The 15789-nt window shown below is 65.6% G+C and carries 13 protein-coding genes; 11 read left to right on the top strand and 2 right to left on the bottom strand.

Annotated features, from left to right (window positions below):
- Positions 1–15 precede the first annotated feature (15 nt).
- The gene (locus AC1VWL_RS05235; RefSeq protein ID WP_482986006.1) at positions 16–930 is read left to right on the top strand and encodes an AEC family transporter; all 915 of its coding nucleotides are present in this window, start codon (positions 16–18) and stop codon (positions 928–930) included.
- 41 nt (positions 931–971) lie between these two features.
- The gene (locus AC1VWL_RS05240; RefSeq protein ID WP_482986007.1) at positions 972–2036 is read left to right on the top strand and encodes a hypothetical protein; all 1065 of its coding nucleotides are present in this window, start codon (positions 972–974) and stop codon (positions 2034–2036) included.
- A gap of 229 nt (positions 2037–2265) precedes the next feature.
- Here AC1VWL_RS05240 and AC1VWL_RS05245 read toward each other — a convergent pair whose 3' ends face one another.
- Complete coding sequence (locus AC1VWL_RS05245; protein WP_482986008.1) at positions 2266–3747, bottom strand: AAA family ATPase; 1482 nt, start codon at positions 3745–3747, stop codon at positions 2266–2268.
- A gap of 134 nt (positions 3748–3881) precedes the next feature.
- Here AC1VWL_RS05245 and AC1VWL_RS05250 point away from each other — a divergent pair, with 134 nt between their 5' ends.
- Genes AC1VWL_RS05250 through AC1VWL_RS05270 form a run of 5 tightly spaced genes read left to right on the top strand, consistent with a single transcriptional unit; the run spans position 3882 to position 8017 of the window.
- Positions 3882–4514, top strand: a complete 633-nt coding sequence (locus tag AC1VWL_RS05250; RefSeq protein ID WP_282269590.1) for a ParA family protein — start codon at positions 3882–3884, stop codon at positions 4512–4514.
- Positions 4515–4533: 19 nt separating this feature from the next.
- Entirely contained in the window at positions 4534–5010 is a 477-nt protein-coding gene (locus AC1VWL_RS05255; protein WP_282269588.1) for a SixA phosphatase family protein, read from the top strand.
- A 4-nt stretch (positions 5011–5014) separates the two neighbouring features.
- Entirely contained in the window at positions 5015–5584 is a 570-nt protein-coding gene (locus tag AC1VWL_RS05260) for a YceI family protein (RefSeq protein ID WP_482986009.1), read from the top strand.
- Positions 5581–7560 carry a phospholipase D family protein gene (locus AC1VWL_RS05265; protein ID WP_482986010.1) on the top strand — a complete coding sequence of 660 codons (1980 nt, stop codon included), beginning with the start codon at positions 5581–5583 and terminating at the stop codon, positions 7558–7560. Before AC1VWL_RS05260 ends, AC1VWL_RS05265 begins: the two co-directional genes overlap by 4 nt.
- 28 nt (positions 7561–7588) lie before the next feature.
- Entirely contained in the window at positions 7589–8017 is a 429-nt protein-coding gene (locus AC1VWL_RS05270; protein ID WP_296252749.1) for a hotdog fold thioesterase, read from the top strand.
- 243 nt (positions 8018–8260) lie between these two features.
- On the opposite strand, the gene AC1VWL_RS05275 is transcribed toward AC1VWL_RS05270, so the two are convergent.
- Positions 8261–10831: an EAL domain-containing protein gene (locus tag AC1VWL_RS05275; protein ID WP_482986011.1), complete on the bottom strand. Its 2571-nt coding sequence runs from the start codon at positions 10829–10831 to the stop codon at positions 8261–8263.
- 201 nt (positions 10832–11032) lie between these two features.
- Between AC1VWL_RS05275 and AC1VWL_RS05280 the strand changes: the two genes are divergently transcribed.
- Genes AC1VWL_RS05280 through AC1VWL_RS05295 form a run of 4 tightly spaced genes read left to right on the top strand, consistent with a single transcriptional unit; the run spans position 11033 to position 15621 of the window.
- Positions 11033–11824 (top strand): lysophospholipid acyltransferase family protein, encoded by a 792-nt coding sequence (locus tag AC1VWL_RS05280; protein ID WP_296252745.1) that lies wholly within the window; start codon positions 11033–11035, stop codon positions 11822–11824.
- A 57-nt stretch (positions 11825–11881) separates the two neighbouring features.
- Positions 11882–12868 carry a YheT family hydrolase gene (locus AC1VWL_RS05285; protein ID WP_481615515.1) on the top strand — a complete coding sequence of 329 codons (987 nt, stop codon included), beginning with the start codon at positions 11882–11884 and terminating at the stop codon, positions 12866–12868.
- 58 nt (positions 12869–12926) lie between these two features.
- Positions 12927–14996 carry a tetratricopeptide repeat protein gene (locus AC1VWL_RS05290; RefSeq protein ID WP_482986012.1) on the top strand — a complete coding sequence of 690 codons (2070 nt, stop codon included), beginning with the start codon at positions 12927–12929 and terminating at the stop codon, positions 14994–14996.
- A gap of 13 nt (positions 14997–15009) precedes the next feature.
- A complete protein-coding gene (locus AC1VWL_RS05295) occupies positions 15010–15621 on the top strand; it encodes a YbhB/YbcL family Raf kinase inhibitor-like protein (protein ID WP_482986013.1) in 612 nt (203 codons plus the stop codon).
- Positions 15622–15789: the final 168 nt, after the last annotated feature.

Here is a 15789-nt window from a genome sequence, read left to right on the forward strand (position 1 = left end):
GCGCATGCTTGCACCATGGCATTCGACGCTTTCGCACTGATCCTGACCATGCTCGCGCTGGGCATGGTATTCGCACGCTTCCGGGTATTCCCGGACAACGCCGCCGACGTGCTCAACAAGGTGGTGCTGTACATCTGCCTGCCGGCAGCGGTGCTCACCTATGTACCGCGCCTGCAGCTGGATGCCTCGTTGATCGGCATCATGCTCACGCCATGGCTGTTGATGCTGCTGACGCTCGCCCTGGTAAGCCTGGCCACTCGCGTATTCGGTTTCGAGCGGCAGGTACATGCGGTGCTGCTGCTGTGCGTGGCGCTGTGCAACTCCAGCTTCATCGGCTACCCGATGGTGCGCGCGCTGCTGGGTGACCACGCCCTGCCGTATGCGGTGGTCTACGATCAGTTCGGTACCTTCGTGATGCTGTCGACGTTCGGCCTGTATGTGCTGGCCCGCTATAGCGGCGATACCCCGCCCAGCACCGGCCAGATCCTGCTGCGCATCGCCCGCTTCCCACCGCTGTGGGCACTGATCTTCGCCCTGCTGGCGATGCCTGCATCGCCACCGACATGGATTGCCGGGGCATTGAAGAACGTATCCGACGCGATGCTGCCGCTGGTGATGCTGGCGGTGGGCCTGACCATCCAGCTGCGCTTGTCGCGCGCTGAACTGGCGCCGCTGGGCGTGGGCCTGCTGCTCAAGCTGCTGGTACTGCCGGCCGCCGCGTTGCCGCTGTCGTGGGCATTCGGTCTGCAGGGCGAGATGCTGCGGGTCAATGTGCTGGAAACCGCGATGCCGACAATGATCACCGCCGCTGCGCTGGCCATTTCACACCGGCTGGCACCGCGCTTGGCAGCGGCGATGGTGGGTTATGGCATTGTGTTGTCGTTGATTACCCTGCCGGCTTGGGTGTGGGTACTGGATCGGCTGGTTTGAGTCTGCGCTGCAAAGCTTGATGCTCTTGGAGGGAAACTGGCATGCGTAAACAGGGAATGTGGGCACTGCTGCTATGCGCGATTACAGCAAGCGCGAGTGCACAGGATGCTGCGGATGACCAGGATGGCGTTGCTCCTGAAGAGCTGTTGGTGCACGTACAGGCGCAGAATCAGGCGCGGATGGAGCAGGCACGCAAGCTGGCAGTCACAGGTGAACCACTGAAGCTGTATGCCGCCGCTGGATTGGCGCCGATTTCACTCGATCTGCAGACCGGTCAGTTGAAGCCCGCGCCGGAAGCGGAGCGCTGGTTGCTGGAAGCCATCGCCAAGGGCAGCGATGAGCCGTTGATAGCCGCTACCGCCGTGCGTCGCTGCCTTGATGGCGGCGATTGCGCGGTGGAGAAAGCGGTGGCGACGTTACAGGCTGAAGATGGTGCTGACGCACAGTTATTGTTGATGCGTTGGGCGCAGCAGCGTGGAGATCAGGCCGGTGCCGACCAGGCCAGGCAGCGCGCCTTGGACGCGCCACGTTACGACGATCAGTTTCCTTCGATCATACGTTTGCTGGACGCAGCGACCACCGGCATGGCCTGGCCTGTTGTGCAGCCACAGCGGGCGCTGCAATGGCAACAGGCCAACAATGGCTCGTATGCAGAACATGAGCGGGTGGTGACGCTTTTCAGCATTGCCGCTGGCATGTGGCAGCCGGAGCTGAAAGCGGCGCTGTCGTTGTGCCCAGCGGATGAGTCCGGTATCCATCAGCGCCAGCAGTGTCGCAAGCTGCTACAGCGCATGGCTGGCAGCGACACGATGTTGATGGCAAAGGCCGGCGTGCAACGGTTGGCGAGGTTTGAGGCGCAGCCAGAGGCAGCCAGGAATCTGGCTGAGCGAGTGCGTCAACTCGATTGGCTGCAGATGCAGAGCTCCACACTCTTGAACAACAACGACCCCGCGCACAAAGCATCGACCGTTGAGCCGCAGGTCTATATGCGCTGGTTTGGCGAAGAAGGCGAGATCCCGGCAATGCGCAGATTGCTGCAGCATCAGGGTGAGCCCTTGCTGCCGCCAGCTGGATGGGTAGCGCCGCCGGTGGCGCCAGCCAGCTGATCCGCTTGCGCCCTCCCTTTCGGATGGCGAAGGGGAGGGTTGGGAGGGGTGCTTTTGCCTTGGCTGGGAAAGCCCCTGCCGAGCATGGCTCGGCACTACCGCTTGTGCCCTCCCTTTCGCATGGCGAAGGGGAGGGTTGGGGAGGGGTGTTTTTGCTTTGGCTGGGAAAGCTTCTGCCGAGCATGGCTCGGCACTACCCGTACAACAGTGATTGCGTCTTCGAGCGACCTCAATCCGCCGGCACGGTGCGTTCGCGCGCCCAGTCGCGCAGCGACTGCACCTGCTCGGCCATCAGCACCGACAGTGGTCGTGTGTTGCGGATCTCGGCCATCAGCAGCTCGGTGTCCAGCGGCTTCTGCTCGGCATGGGCGGCGTACAGGCCGGCGACCACTGCTTGTTCGATTTCGGCACCGGAGAAACCTTCGCTGGCGGCGGCAAGGGCGGGCAGGGCGAACAGGTCTGGCTGCAGCTGGCGGCGCAGCAGATGCAGGTGCAGCAGCTCGACGCGGGTGTCGGGCGAGGGCAGGTCGACGAAGAAGATTTCATCGAAACGACCCTTGCGCAGCAGTTCGGCTGGCAGCTCCTGCACCTGGTTGGCGGTGGCGACGATGAACACCGGTGCCTTGCGCTCGGCCATCCAGGTCAGCAGGTAGCCAAGCACGCGACGCGACACGCCGCCGTCTTCGCCACTGCTGGCTAGCCCCTTCTCGACCTCGTCTATCCACAGCACGCAGGGCGCGAGCTGCTCGGCCGAGGCCAGCGCGTCACGCAGGTTCTTCTCGGTCTCGCCATGGTATTTGTTGTACAGCGTGCCGAAATCCAGCCGCAGCAGCGGTACGTCGAAGCCGGCGGCGGTGGCCTTGGCCAGCATCGACTTGCCGCAGCCCTGCACGCCGAGCAGCAGCATGCCCTTGGGCGGGTCCAGCCCGGGCGGGGCGTTGCCGGAGACGAAGACCGCGCGGCGCTGCTCGATCCAGCGCTTGAGCCGGCGCGCGCCGGCCACGTCGCTGAAACGGGCCGAGTCGTATTCGTAATGCAGGTGGCCGCTGCGGTTGAGCAGCTCGAACTTGAGCTTGGCCAGCTGCGGCAGGTCATCGGCTTTCAGCGCGCCGTCGGCGAAGATCAGCTGGCGGGCGATGCGGCGGGCGTCAGTCATGCTCAGCCCGCGCAGGTTGCGCAGGATCTGCTGCACCGCTTCCTGGTCCACCTCGACCCGTCGCCCGCCGTTCTCCTGGGCATAGCTTGCCGCTTCCTCGCGCAGCATCTTCAGCAGTGCGTTGGCATCGGGCAGGCGTGGGTTGAAGCGCGTCGCCAGCGCTTCCAGCTCGGCTGGCAGCTCGACCTTGGCGCCGACCAGCACCACCACGTGCGGCTGGCTGTGGCGGCGCTGGATGATGTCGCGCAGCAGCCGCTGGTGGCTGGCGTAGCCCAGGTAGGGGTGGAAATCGAGCAGCAGGTAGATGCCGCGCTGGTCGGCCTCCTGGATCATGCGCAGGGCCGCGCTGGCATCAGGCGGGCCGACCGCCTCGTCCTCGCGGTCCATGTCGATGCGGCGCAGGCCCTCGGTGATCGACCAGCGGTACAAGGACCGCCACACATGCATCAAGGCTTCGCGGAACAGGCCCACGATGCGGGTCTCGTCCTGCGTTTCGATGACGATCAGCGGCGTGTTGGCGCGGATCAGTGCGGTCAGGTCCTGCAGCTCGCTCATGGTGGTTCCAATGCCGGGGGCGACACGATAACAAAGCCACAGGCCTTGCCGGAGTGGCGTCCTCACCGGATGACTACCTTTGGTAACGCAGGCCGGTGTACGCTGCGGGCAAGTCCCGCGAAAACGAGGCGTGCATGAAGACGATTCTGGTAGCCGGCTCCAAGGGCGGTGTCGGCAAGACCACCATCGCTACCCATCTGGCCGCACACTCGGCCTTGTCCGGCCAGGCAACGGTGATCGCCGATGCCGACCCGCAGGGTTCCAGCACCCGCTGGGCGCAACGCCGCTCCAGCCTGGAGAGCGCGGTGCTGCCGGTGGACGTGCACCGCAAGAAGAACTGGGAAAAGCTGATTCCCGATGGCGCCGAGCAGGTCATCATCGATGCCCCGGCCGGTGCCTATGGCGAGGACCTGGAGCGCTTCATCGACATCGCCGATGCGGTGGTGGTGCCGGTGCTGCCCTCGGCGCTGGACATCGAGGCCATCGTCGGCTTCCTCAACAGCCTGTCCAGGATCAAGCGCATCCATTCGCGGGCGCTGCCGGTGGGGCTGGTGCTCAACCGCACCAAGCCGTGGACGCAGACCTCGCAACAGGCCCGGCAGATGCTGGCCGAATGGCCGTATGAGGTGGTCGCGCAGCTGCGCGACAGCCAGAGTTATGTGGTGATGGTCGGGCTTGGGCGCAGCCTGTTCGACTATCACTCTGCACAGGTACGCGAGCACCAGCAGGACTGGGAGCCGCTGCTCAAGTGGTTGAACAAGGTCTGATCAGGAGTATTAACCGACCATGCGTGAATTGATCCTGCTGCGACATGCCCATGCCGAACCGGCGGCCAATGGCCAAGCCGATCTCGACCGGCCCCTCTCACCGCATGGCCTGGCCGAGGCCGAGGCGGCCGGCCGTTGGTTACAGGAACACAAACTGGTGCCGGACCGGGTGCTGTGCTCGCCGGCGCGGCGCACCCGCGAGACCCTGGAAGCAGTGCTGGAGCGTACCGGCTACGTCGAACAGCGTCTGGAAGAGCGGATCTACGATGCCGTACCCGGCACCCTGGCGGCCCTGCTGGACGAACACAAGGAAGTCGAGCGCCTGCTGGTGGTCGGCCACAACCCGGGGCTGGAGCAGCTGGTGGCGTTGATGCACAGCGGCCAGTCCGGCGATTACCGTGGCATGCCGCCGGCATCGGTGGCGGTGCTGTCACTGCCGATGGAGGCGGCGATAGAGCCTGGCATTGCCCGGCTGACTGAATTCTGGTGGCCCTGAGCCCATGGCGGTGGCGCGGTATGGGCTGCTGCTGATCCTGTTGATGTTCGCTGGCTCGGCCCTTGCGGCCGAGCCATTGCATTTCGACACGGCGCACTCCCGGTTTGGCTTTGAAATACGTACCCGCTTCGGGCAGAAGGTGGAGGGTGTCTTTCCGCGCTTCGAGGGCTGGATCACGGTGCTGCCCGATGGCCGCCACCAGGTGCGGCTGCGCATGTACAGCGAATATGTGGAGATCCCCGACAAGCCCCGCTATACCGGCTGGATGCGCGGCGAGGACTTCTTTGATGCGGCGCGCTACCCGGTGGTGGAATTCGATTCCGACCCCTATGACCCGCGGTTGACCGAAACCGGCGGCGACGTGCAGGGGCGCTTGTCGATCCGTGGCATCAGCCGGCCCGAGGTGATGCGCCTGGCAAAGCCTGAATGCGCGCGGCCCGGCTATGATTGCGACCTCGTCAGCCGCGGTACCATCCTGCGCGGCCGATATGGCATGGATAGCTGGCAGATGGCCCTGAGTGATCGAGTGATATTCGTACTGCGTACACGCCTGGTTGGCGCCCCCAAAAAGTGAAAGCTGTCCTTCGTATCCTGCCGGTGCTGGCGCTGCTGCTGGCCAGCGGTTGTGCTTCGCTGTCCAATCAGCAGCGTGAGCGTGCCGAAGGCATTGCCGTGGCCGCGCGTTCCACCGTGGTGGACTGCGACCAGCCCGACCGCTGTGCGCTGGATTCGCCGCTGCGTGCGCTCGGCGGCAAAGCCATCGCCGAATCGACGGTGGAGGCACCCCGCCACTACGCCACCATCCTCGATGAGGGCGAACTGTCGCTGATAGCGCGGCTGAACCTGATCCGCAGCGCCACCCGCAGCGTGGACCTGCAGACCTACATCTTCGACACCGACGACAGCGCACGGCTAGTGATCGACGAACTGCTGGCCGCTGCCCGCCGTGGGGTCAAGGTACGGGTACTGATCGACCAGCTCTCGGCGATCTCCGACCTGCAGATGCTCGGGGCCTTGTCCGGTGCGCACGCCAATTTCGAACTGCGCGTCTACAACCCGGCGTTCGGCAAGGCCAAGCTCAATTACTTCGACTATGCCGGCAGCGTGCTGTGCTGTTTCCGCCGCTTCAACCAGCGCATGCACAACAAGCTGCTGGTGATCGACGATGTGATCGGCGTGGTCGGTGGCCGCAACTACCAGGACGACTATTACGACTGGGACAGCGAGTACAACTTCCGCGACCGCGACGTGGTGGTGGCCGGACCGGAGGCGCGTGAGATGGCGGCCAATTTCCAGGCCTTCTGGGTGGCGCGTCGCAGTGTCCCGGCCGAGCGCTTGAACGACGTCGGCAAGACCTTGTTGAACGAGGGCGTGCCGGCCTTGCCGGAGGCTGCATTCCGGCGCCCGGAACGGATTGCGCGGGTGAATGCCGAGGCATCGGACCCGGAGTTCATCGAACAGGCGTTTGTTGACACCGCGCTGCCGGTGAGTGCGGTCAGCTATGTCGCCGACCTGCCGCGCAAGCACCGTCGTGAACGAGAGGCACAGCCGCTCAATGGTCAGCATGTGACCGAGCCACGGCTGGACGCGTTGATCTCGCAGGCACAAACCGAGGTGTTGTTGCAGACGCCCTACCTGGTGCTGTCCAAGCCCGCGCAGGCGCTGTTCAAGAACCTGCGCAAGCGCGAAGCACCGCCGCGGGTGGTGGTGTCGACCAACAGTCTGGCAGCCACCGACAATCCCATCGTCTATGCGCTGTCCTACAAGTACAAGCGCCGCAACATGCGCGAGCTGGGCTTCAACATCTACGAATACAAGCCGTTCCCGCTGGATGCGCCGATCGACTATGCGCAGCTGTTGCCGGCGCCGCTGGACGGTGAGCCGCCTGCGCCAGCACCAACACGCAGTCGGGTGATCGGCGGCAGTGCGGCTGGCAGCAATGTGCGCGGCAGTGGCTCGGGGCGCCGGTTGAGCGCCGACGGCAGCGAGGTCGAGCGTGAGGTGCTGCGTACCGAGACCCGGCCATCGTTCCTGGGCACGCGTGCGGTCAACCGGCCACTGCCGGTGACCCGCCGCGGTGCGCGCATGGGCTTGCACGCCAAGTCGCTGGTGGTGGACCGTCGCATCGGAGTGATCGGCACCCACAACTTCGATCCGCGCAGTGAGAACTACAACACCGAAGGCGCGGTGATCATCGAAGATCCGGCCTTTGCCGAGCAGCTGGCGCAGAGCATCCTGCGCGACGTGCATCCGGACAACTCCTGGGTGGTGGCGCCGCGCGAGAAGCCACCGGTGCTGTCCGGCCTGAACTACAGCATTGGCAAGGCCTCCGAAGCCTTGCCGATCCTGGATTTCTGGCCCTGGCGCTATGCGACCGACTACGCCTTCAAGCCGGGCCCGGACTGCCCGCAGCCGCTGACCCGGCAGGATCCGCGCTTCCACAGCTGCTACACCGCGGTGGGTGACTTCCCGGAAGTGAATGTCGGCCCCAAGTGGGTGCTGGTGCGCATGCTGACCGCGTTCGGCGCGGGGTTGGTCCCCATTCTCTGAGCCTTCCATTCCCCAACAGGTAGCTGCAATGAGCCAAGTATTCCGCGCGCCGGTTGACCTGACGCTGGTCAACGCGCTGAGCCGCAACACGCTGATCGATCATCTGGGCATCGTCTTCACCGCCGCCGGTGATGACTGGCTGCAGGCGACGATGCCGGTGGACGCGCGCACCAAGCAACCGTATGGCTTGTTGCACGGCGGCGCTTCGGTGGTGCTGGCGGAGACGCTGGGCAGCAGCGCAGGCAACCTCTGCGTGGACCCGACCCAGCAGGTATGTGTCGGCCTGGAGATCAATGCCAACCACCTGCGTGCGGCGCGCAGCGGCGTGGTCACCGGTACCGCGCGCGCGCTGCATGTGGGCCGTACCACCCAGGTGTGGGAGATCCGCATCGAGGACGAGGCCGGCAAGCCGGTGTGTATTTCGCGGCTGACCCTGGCGGTTGTGGCGGTTGGGTGATTGGTCGGGGCTTGGTGCTGAGAGCCAAGAGCCAAGAGCTGAGAGCTGAGAGCTGAGAGCTGAGAGCTGAGAGCTGAGAAGCACCCCTCCCCAACCCTCCCCTTGCCTGCGGCAAAGGGAGGGGGTAACGCTGCGCCCCCTCCCTTTCGCGCAGCGAAGGGGAGGGCCGGGGAGGGGTAGCTCTTGCTGTTGCTGCTGTTGCTGTTGCTGTTGCTTCCGCACCCGCACCACAGCAACCTTCAACTAAGCCAACACCGCCACCGGCAGGTGCTCGCGCACCCATTCCGCCAATGCAGGCGCCGGCAAGGCCGGGGTGAAATGAAAACCCTGCGCGACCTCGTAACCCTGCGCGCCCAGCAGCTTCAGTTGCTCCAGGCTTTCGACACCTTCCGCCACCACCTTCAGCTGCAGGCTCTGGCCGATATGGGCGATGGCCTGGGTCAGCGCGCTGGCCACCTTGTCGCCTTCAATACCGCGCACGAAGCTGCGGTCCAGCTTGAGTTCGCTGATTGGCAGCTGGCGCAGGTAACTGAGGCTGGAATAGCCGGTGCCGAAGTCGTCCATCGACAGCCGCACGCCAAGTGCATGCACCTGCCGCAGCGTCTGCAGGGTGATCGGGTCACCATCAAGCAATACGTCCTCGGTGATCTCCAGGATCAGGTCACTGGCACGCAGTGATTCCTGCTGCAGGATCTGGCTGATGCAGTCCGGCAAGGCTGCGCTGTGGAAATTGGTCGGCGACAGGTTCACCGACACCGACGGCACATCCAGGCCGTCCCGACGCCAGCGGCCCAGTTGCCGGCAGGCTTCGCGCAATGCCCATTGGCCGAGGTCGCCGATCAGCCCTGCCTCCTCGGCCAAGGGGATGAAGCGTATTGGCGGCACGCTGCCCAGGCGTGGATGCTGCCAGCGTGCCAGCGCCTCGACGCTGTGCAGCTGGCCGCTGTGGATTTCGATCTGCGGCTGGTAGTGCAGCTGCAGTTGGCCTTGTTCAAGCGCTTCGCGCAGGGCCGCTTCCAGCGCCATGCGCTCCTGCGCGCACTCGTCCATCTCGCTGCTGTAGAACCGCACCCGGTTGCGGCCGTTGTGTTTTGCCTGGTACATGGCGACATCGGCATGGTGCAGCAGCGAATCCATGTTGTTGCCGTCATGCGGAAAGATGCTGATGCCGATGCTGGCCGAGGGCCGGATTTCCAGGTCGCCCAGCGCCAGTGGCAGGCCCAGCGTACGCAGGATGCGTTCGCTGCGCTCACTGGCCGTGGGTATGTCGCAGCGGTTGAGGATCACCACGAACTCGTCACCGGAGAGCCGGCCGACGATGTCCATCGGCCCGGTTTCTTCCTGTAGGCGGCGCGCCATCGTGCGCAGCAGTTCGTCGCCGCCGGGGTGGCCGAAGGAGTCGTTGATCTGCTTGAAGCGATCCAGATCGATGAACATCACCGCCATTGTCTGCCCGTGATGGTTGGCGGCGGTGATGGCCTGGTCGGCCTGGGCGTGCAGCAGGCTGCGGTTGGGCAGGCCGGTGAGGTCGTCGTAGAACGCCAACCGGCGGATCCGGTTGCGCGCCTCCTCGCGCTCGAGTGCCAGCGCGCACAGGTGCACGATCACTTCGACCAGACGATGGTGGAAGCTGTCTGGATCGTAGGGCTGCCGGTAGTAGAAGGCGAAGGTGCCGAGCACGCGGCCATCGTTGGCCTTGATCGGGGTGGACCAGCAGGCCGCCAGGCCGTGTTGCAGGGCCAGGTGGCTGATGCCTTCCCAGTTCGGGTCGGTGGCGATGTCGCGGCTGACCACGGTCTGGCCGCTGTGGGCGGCGGTGCCGCAGGCGCCGGTCTTGGGGCCCACTGGCACGCCGTCCACCAGCCGGATGTAGGGCTCGGGCAGGCTGGGCGCGGCCAGGTGGCGCAGCCGCCCGTCTTCGACCCGCAGCACCGAGCACAGCACCTGCGGGGCGATCTTCTCCACCTCCAGGCACATCATCTGCATCACCTCGGCGGTGGGGACCTCGCGCACCATCGCATCGAGCATCTTGTGCTGCAGGACTTCGTGCACCTTGGTGCGGGTGATGTCCATCAGCACGATGACCAGGTTCACCAGGGTGCCGTAGTCATCGAAGATGGGATTGGTGCTGACCGAGCACCATAGGGGCTGCCCGTTCTTGCGGTAAAGCCGCTCGTCGGCGCGGATCGGCTGCCCTGCCAGCAATCGCGCGGTATAGGCGTTCAACTGCTCGGGCGAAAAGCTGTCCGGTGCCAACAGTGACGGCACGTACTGGCCCATCGCCTCGGCCTCGAGGAAGCCGAACAGGCGCCGGAAGCCCTTGTTCAGATGCACGATGCGGCCTTCGGCATCGGTGATCAGCACTGCGCTCTGGGTCTCATCAAAGCCCAGTGACAGCAGGCGCTCGCGTGCCTGCGCCTGGCGGCGCGCCGTGACGTCGCTGACCAGCACCATGCGGATGTTGCGCTCGCCGTCGGCGATCTGTGACAGGGTGACGCTGATCCAGCAGGTGCTCTGGTCCTTGCGGATCATCTGGATGTCATGCGGATCGGCAACCAGCTCCTCCACACGGTTGCTGGTACCCGGGTACAGGCGGGTGTTGTAGCGCTCGCGCATGCTGGCCGGAGCCAGGGTACCCAGGTTCTTGCCCTGCAGTTCGGCGCGTGACCAGCCGGAAATGGCTTCCATGGCTTGGTTGACGTACAGAATGGTGTTGGCGTCGTCGAACAGGATCACGCCATTGCCGATCTGCTCCAATGCCGCCGAGAACAAATGCAGCATGTCTTCTGTCGATGACAGCAGCTGCCGGTCCATCATGCCGTCCCCCTGAACGATAGTGTTGTTGTACACACTTCATGCCGGGAATGTTGCCGGCGTACCCTGAAAACCCGAGCCGACCGGTACTTCCTGTCGATAGTGTGGCACGGCGCACCCTTTGGCGGCGTCCGTGTGAATGCCAAGGGGGCATGGTCCCCGTGCTGGCGGAAGCTGGACCGCATCCGGTATCGTGCGCGGATGACTTCCCCCCGTCCCGCCCGCCAGGGCGGTGTGGCCCGCGTGTTCCGCTACTTGTACCGCGCCCCGCTGCTACTGGTTCACATTGTCCTGTTCCTGCCGCTGATCCTGCTGCTGATGACGCAGCCGTTGGGGCGTATCGGCCCCGCCAGCAACCCGCTGGAAGAGCGGGTGGTGCGCTGGTGGTCGGGTGGCCTGATGTGGATCTTCGGCTTCCGCCTGCAGCGGGTCGGCCAACCCCTGCCCGGTGCGGTGCTGTTCGTCGCCAACCATGTGGGTTGGGTCGATATCTGCGTGATCCACAGCCAGAAGATGGTCGGCTTCGTCGCCAAGCGCGAGATCGCCAGCTGGCCGGTGGTTGGCTGGGTCGCCAGCCGTGGCCACACCATCTTCCACCAGCGTGGCAACACCGAATCGCTGGGCGGGGTGATGGAGGAAATGGTCAAGCGGCTGCAGGAACAACGGCCGGTGGCGGTGTTCCCGGAAGGGCGCACCCGCGGCGGCCGCGAAGTCGGCCCGTTCCACGCACGTATCTTCCAGGCGGCGGTCGAGGCCGGGGTGCCGGTGCAGCCGATCGCACTGCGTTACGGCGTGCGCGGCGACGCGCAGACCACGGTGGCGTTCGGGCCGGGCGAGAGCTTCGCCGGCAACTTCCTGCGTCTGCTGGGTGAGCCGGCACGGCGTGGCGAGGTGCATTTCCTCGAGCCCATCGCCATCCAGGATCTGGAAGGCCGCCGGCGTATCGCCGAGACCTCGCGCGCGCGCATCGTGGCGGTGATGGAAGGACCGTAAGGTGTGGATCACGGCCAGCGCTGTGTTGGGCAGTCAACGCCAACCGGGTCGGTCATGCTGAGCGCCTGCAACTACCAGCCGCCGCGCTGGCTGCGTAATCCGCACCTGCAGTCGATGCTGGCATCGAGCCGGCTGCGGCTGCGACGCGGGCAACAGCTGTTGGCCGCCAGCGGGGCGCAGACCCAGGAACTGATCCTGGATGGCGGTGAAGGGGTGCGCCTGCAGGCCTGGCACAGTCGTCCCCAGGGCGCTCCGCCCAAGGCGCTGGCGTTGCTGCTGCATGGCTGGGAGGGCAGCGCGGAATCCAGCTACATGCGCATGACCACTGCACGCCTGCTGGAGCAGGGTTTTGACGTGGTGCGGTTGAACTTCCGCGACCACGGCAATACCCACCATCTCAATCCGGGCATCTTCCACTCCTGCCGCATCGGCGAAGTGGTCAACGCCGCCGCGGATGTCGCGCAGCGCTTTGCCGGCCTGCCGATGGTCGCCGCGGGCTATTCGCTGGGCGGCAACTTCGTGCTGCGGCTGGCCCTGCACGCGCCTGCCGCCGGCGTGCCGCTGCTGCACGTGGCATCGGTATGCCCGGTACTGGATCCGGCCATCACCATGGACAGCATCGAGCGCGGACCGGTGATGTACGACTGGTATTTCCGCCGCAAATGGACCGGTTCGTTGCGCCGCAAGCGCGCGCTGTTCCCCGAGCTGGCCGACTGCGACGACAGCGTGTTGAAGCTGGATATCCGCGCACTGACCGGTTGGCTGGTCGACCGGCATACCGATTTCGGCTCGCTGCAGGAGTACTTCGACGGTTACTCCATTGCCGGCAACAAGCTGGCCGCGTTGCAGGTGCCGGCCCACATCCTGATGGCCGCCGATGACCCGGTGATCCCCTTCACCACCTTCGATCACTGGCAGCTGCCGGCCGATGCGCATCTGGAGATCGCGCGCTGGGGTGGCCACTGCGGCTTCATCGAGAACCTGCGTGGTGATGGTTTCTCCGAGCGCTGGGTGGCGCAGCATCTGGCCGCCGCCGTCGCCTGAACCCGGCGGGCGCGGCTGCGCCCGCTACAATGCGGGTTTGCGCTAACGCTGGACCGCCATGCAAGACAAGATCATTGAAGCCCTGCGCCGTAATGCCACCGACGAGGCCGTGACCCTGGCCCAGGCATGGGTTGGCGCCGAACCACAGCACGCCGCCGCCCACCGCTGGCTGGCGCTGGCACTGCAGCAGCAAGGCCAGCTGGAACACGCCCAGCGCAGCCTGGAAACGGCCCTGGGCCTGGCCCCGGATGATGCCGCCCTGCACCTGCAGCACGCCGGCCTGCTGCTGGCGCAGCGCCAGATCGATGCCGCCGGCCAGGCGCTGGACCGCAGCACCTCGCTCAATCCCAACGAATTCTCCGCCTACCTGATGCAGGCGCACCTGGCGCTGGGCCGTGGCGATGTCGACGAGGCTGACCGTCTGGGCCGCATGGCCGCGCGCGTGGATCCGGACAGCGCTGAGCTGGGCGCGATCGAAGGCTTGGTCGCACTGCGCCGCGGTGACGCTGATCGTGCGCTGGCCATCCTGTCAGCCGCCAGTGCAAGGCTGCCGGAGGACGTCCGCGTGCTGTATGCACTTGGCTTCGCTTACCTGGAAAAAGACATGCTGGCCTTCGCCGAACAGGCGTTCCGCCGCGTGGTCGAATTGAACCCCAGCAACAACGCGCTGCGCGGCATGGTGGTGCAGTTGGCCTTGCGTCAGGGCCACGCCGACCGCGCCGCGGAGATGATGCGCGAAGTGCTGGCCACGGCGGAGGGCGATACCCCGGGTCTGCGTCGCATGGCCGGTGAACTGGAACTGGTGTCCGGCCAACCGCTGCAGGCGCTGGAGCACCTGCGCCCGTTGCTGCAGCAGGTGCCGGGCGACCGTGCCACGCTGCAGATGCTGTTGATGGCCTGGCAGCGCCTGGGCCGCGACGAGGAGGCCCGCAGTGAACTGGACGCCGCGGTGCAGGCGAACCCGCAGTTCCACGACCTATGGATGGCGCGTCTGGCGGTTGCCCAGGTCGGCAGCGAAGAAGCGGTGGACGTGGTCGAGCGCTGGTTGGCACAGATGCCCGAGCATCTGCCGGCGCTGGAAGCACGGATGAGCCTGCATGACATGAACGATCAGGCCGAAGAGGCAGAAGCAATCGCTCGGCATATCGTTGCACTGGAGCCGGGCCGGGTCAGTGGCGAGCAGCGCATTGTCGAAGCACTGCTGCAGCGCGAGCCGGGCGCAGCGGTTACGCACGTGCAGCGGCTGGTGGACAACGCGCCCGAGCAGGCGCGTGCGGCCGTGCGCACCTGGCTGGGCGCCACCCAGGATCGCGCTGGCGACCGCGCCGGTGCACTGGCAACCTGGTTGCAGGTGCATGCGGAACTGGCACCTACCCGCCTGCCGTTGCCGCAGCAGGCGCGCGCACCGGCCGAATGGCCAGCGTTGGGTGAGGTCGCCGACGACAACCCGGTGCGGCCGATGTTCCTGTGGGGCGCGCCGGGTTCGGGCGTGGAGCGTGTGGCCACGGTGATGGCAGCCGGCAGCCGCGTGCTGCGTGGTGACCGCTTCGGGCCGACACCGCCCGTGGATGCCTTCCAGAACTTCCTGACCCTGCAGCGCCTGGCCAACGACGAGCTCAGCCCCGAGCAACTGGTGCAGCAGTGGCGCGACGCGCTGCCTGCGCGTGGGATCGAGGACGGCAACGTGATCGACTGGCTGCTGTGGTGGGACAACGCGCTGCTGTGGGCGCTGCGCCCGCAGCTGCCGGAAGGCCGTCTGGTCATTGCCCTGCGCGATCCGCGCGACATGCTGGTCGAGTGGCTGGCACTGGGTGCGCCGGCGCCGTTGGCACTGACTTCGTCCAGCGAGGCCGCGCAGTGGCTGGCACGCGCGCTGGCGCAGGTCGCGCTGCTGCATGAGCAGGATCTGTACACGCACATGATCATCCGCACCGACGACGCGGTGAATGATCCGGCAGCGATGGGCGCATTGCTGGAACAGGCCTTCGGCCTGCGTTTCCCGGTCGTGCGCAGCCTTGGCCCGGGCACCGTACCGGCGGGTCACTGGCGCAATTACGCACAGGTGCTGGCATCCGAATTTGCAGTGTTGACCCCGGTCGCGGTGCGCCTGGGCTATCCCGAAGCCTGATCAAGGAACAATCATGAAACTGGACAGTCAGAGTTTTCAGAACGGACAGCCGATCGCAGCCGAGTTTGCCGCCGGTGATGCCAACGGCTTCGCCGGCAATCGCAATCCGCAGCTGGCGTGGAGCGATGTGCCGTCTGGCACGCGTTCGTTCGCGCTGATCTGCGTGGACCCGGATGTGCCGACGGTGGCCGAGCTGGTGGGCCGTGAGGACGTCAGCATTCCGTTGGACCAGCCGCGCGCCGACTTCGTGCATTGGGTGATGGTGGATGTTCCCGCGGACCTGCGCGAGATCGCTGCCGGCAGCTGCAGTGATGGCTTCACCGCGCACGGCAAGACGCAGCCGGCTGGCCCGGCCGGTGCGCGCCAGGGCATCAACGATTACACGGGCTGGTTTGCCGGCAATGCGCAGATGAGTGGCACGTACCTGGGTTACGACGGCCCATACCCGCCATTCAATGACGAACGCCTGCACCGCTATTTCTTCCGGCTTTTCGCGCTGGACGTCGAGCGTCTGCCCGTCGATGGTGCGTTCACTGCTGCCGATGTGTATCGCGCCATGCAGGGCCATGTGCTGGCCGAGGCGTCGGTGCATGGCACGTATACGTTGAACAAGGCGCTGGCCTAGATCGGTAGTGCCGAGCCATGCTCGGCGAGGGGCAGGAGCGACCCCTCCCCAACCCTCCCCTTGCCTGCGGCAAAGGGAGGGGGTGTAGTGACCATCCCAAAAAAGCAATATAATAAAACAGATTTAACCACCCCCACAAAAGCAGCCAAAAAAAATAAAAATGATTTT

Source organism: Stenotrophomonas sp. STEN063 (assembly GCF_056854515.1).

Coding starts and splice junctions, on each gene's coding strand:
- AC1VWL_RS05245 (WP_482986008.1), bottom strand. CDS start 3,747: ATGAGCGAGCTGCAGGACCTGACCGCACTGATCCGCGCCAACACGCCG.
- AC1VWL_RS05270 (WP_296252749.1), top strand. CDS start 7,589: ATGAGCCAAGTATTCCGCGCGCCGGTTGACCTGACGCTGGTCAACGCG.
- AC1VWL_RS05280 (WP_296252745.1), top strand. CDS start 11,033: ATGACTTCCCCCCGTCCCGCCCGCCAGGGCGGTGTGGCCCGCGTGTTC.
- AC1VWL_RS05295 (WP_482986013.1), top strand. CDS start 15,010: ATGAAACTGGACAGTCAGAGTTTTCAGAACGGACAGCCGATCGCAGCC.
- AC1VWL_RS05290 (WP_482986012.1), top strand. CDS start 12,927: ATGCAAGACAAGATCATTGAAGCCCTGCGCCGTAATGCCACCGACGAG.
- AC1VWL_RS05275 (WP_482986011.1), bottom strand. CDS start 10,831: ATGGACCGGCAGCTGCTGTCATCGACAGAAGACATGCTGCATTTGTTC.
- AC1VWL_RS05235 (WP_482986006.1), top strand. CDS start 16: ATGGCATTCGACGCTTTCGCACTGATCCTGACCATGCTCGCGCTGGGC.
- AC1VWL_RS05240 (WP_482986007.1), top strand. CDS start 972: ATGCGTAAACAGGGAATGTGGGCACTGCTGCTATGCGCGATTACAGCA.
- AC1VWL_RS05260 (WP_482986009.1), top strand. CDS start 5,015: ATGGCGGTGGCGCGGTATGGGCTGCTGCTGATCCTGTTGATGTTCGCT.
- AC1VWL_RS05255 (WP_282269588.1), top strand. CDS start 4,534: ATGCGTGAATTGATCCTGCTGCGACATGCCCATGCCGAACCGGCGGCC.
- AC1VWL_RS05250 (WP_282269590.1), top strand. CDS start 3,882: ATGAAGACGATTCTGGTAGCCGGCTCCAAGGGCGGTGTCGGCAAGACC.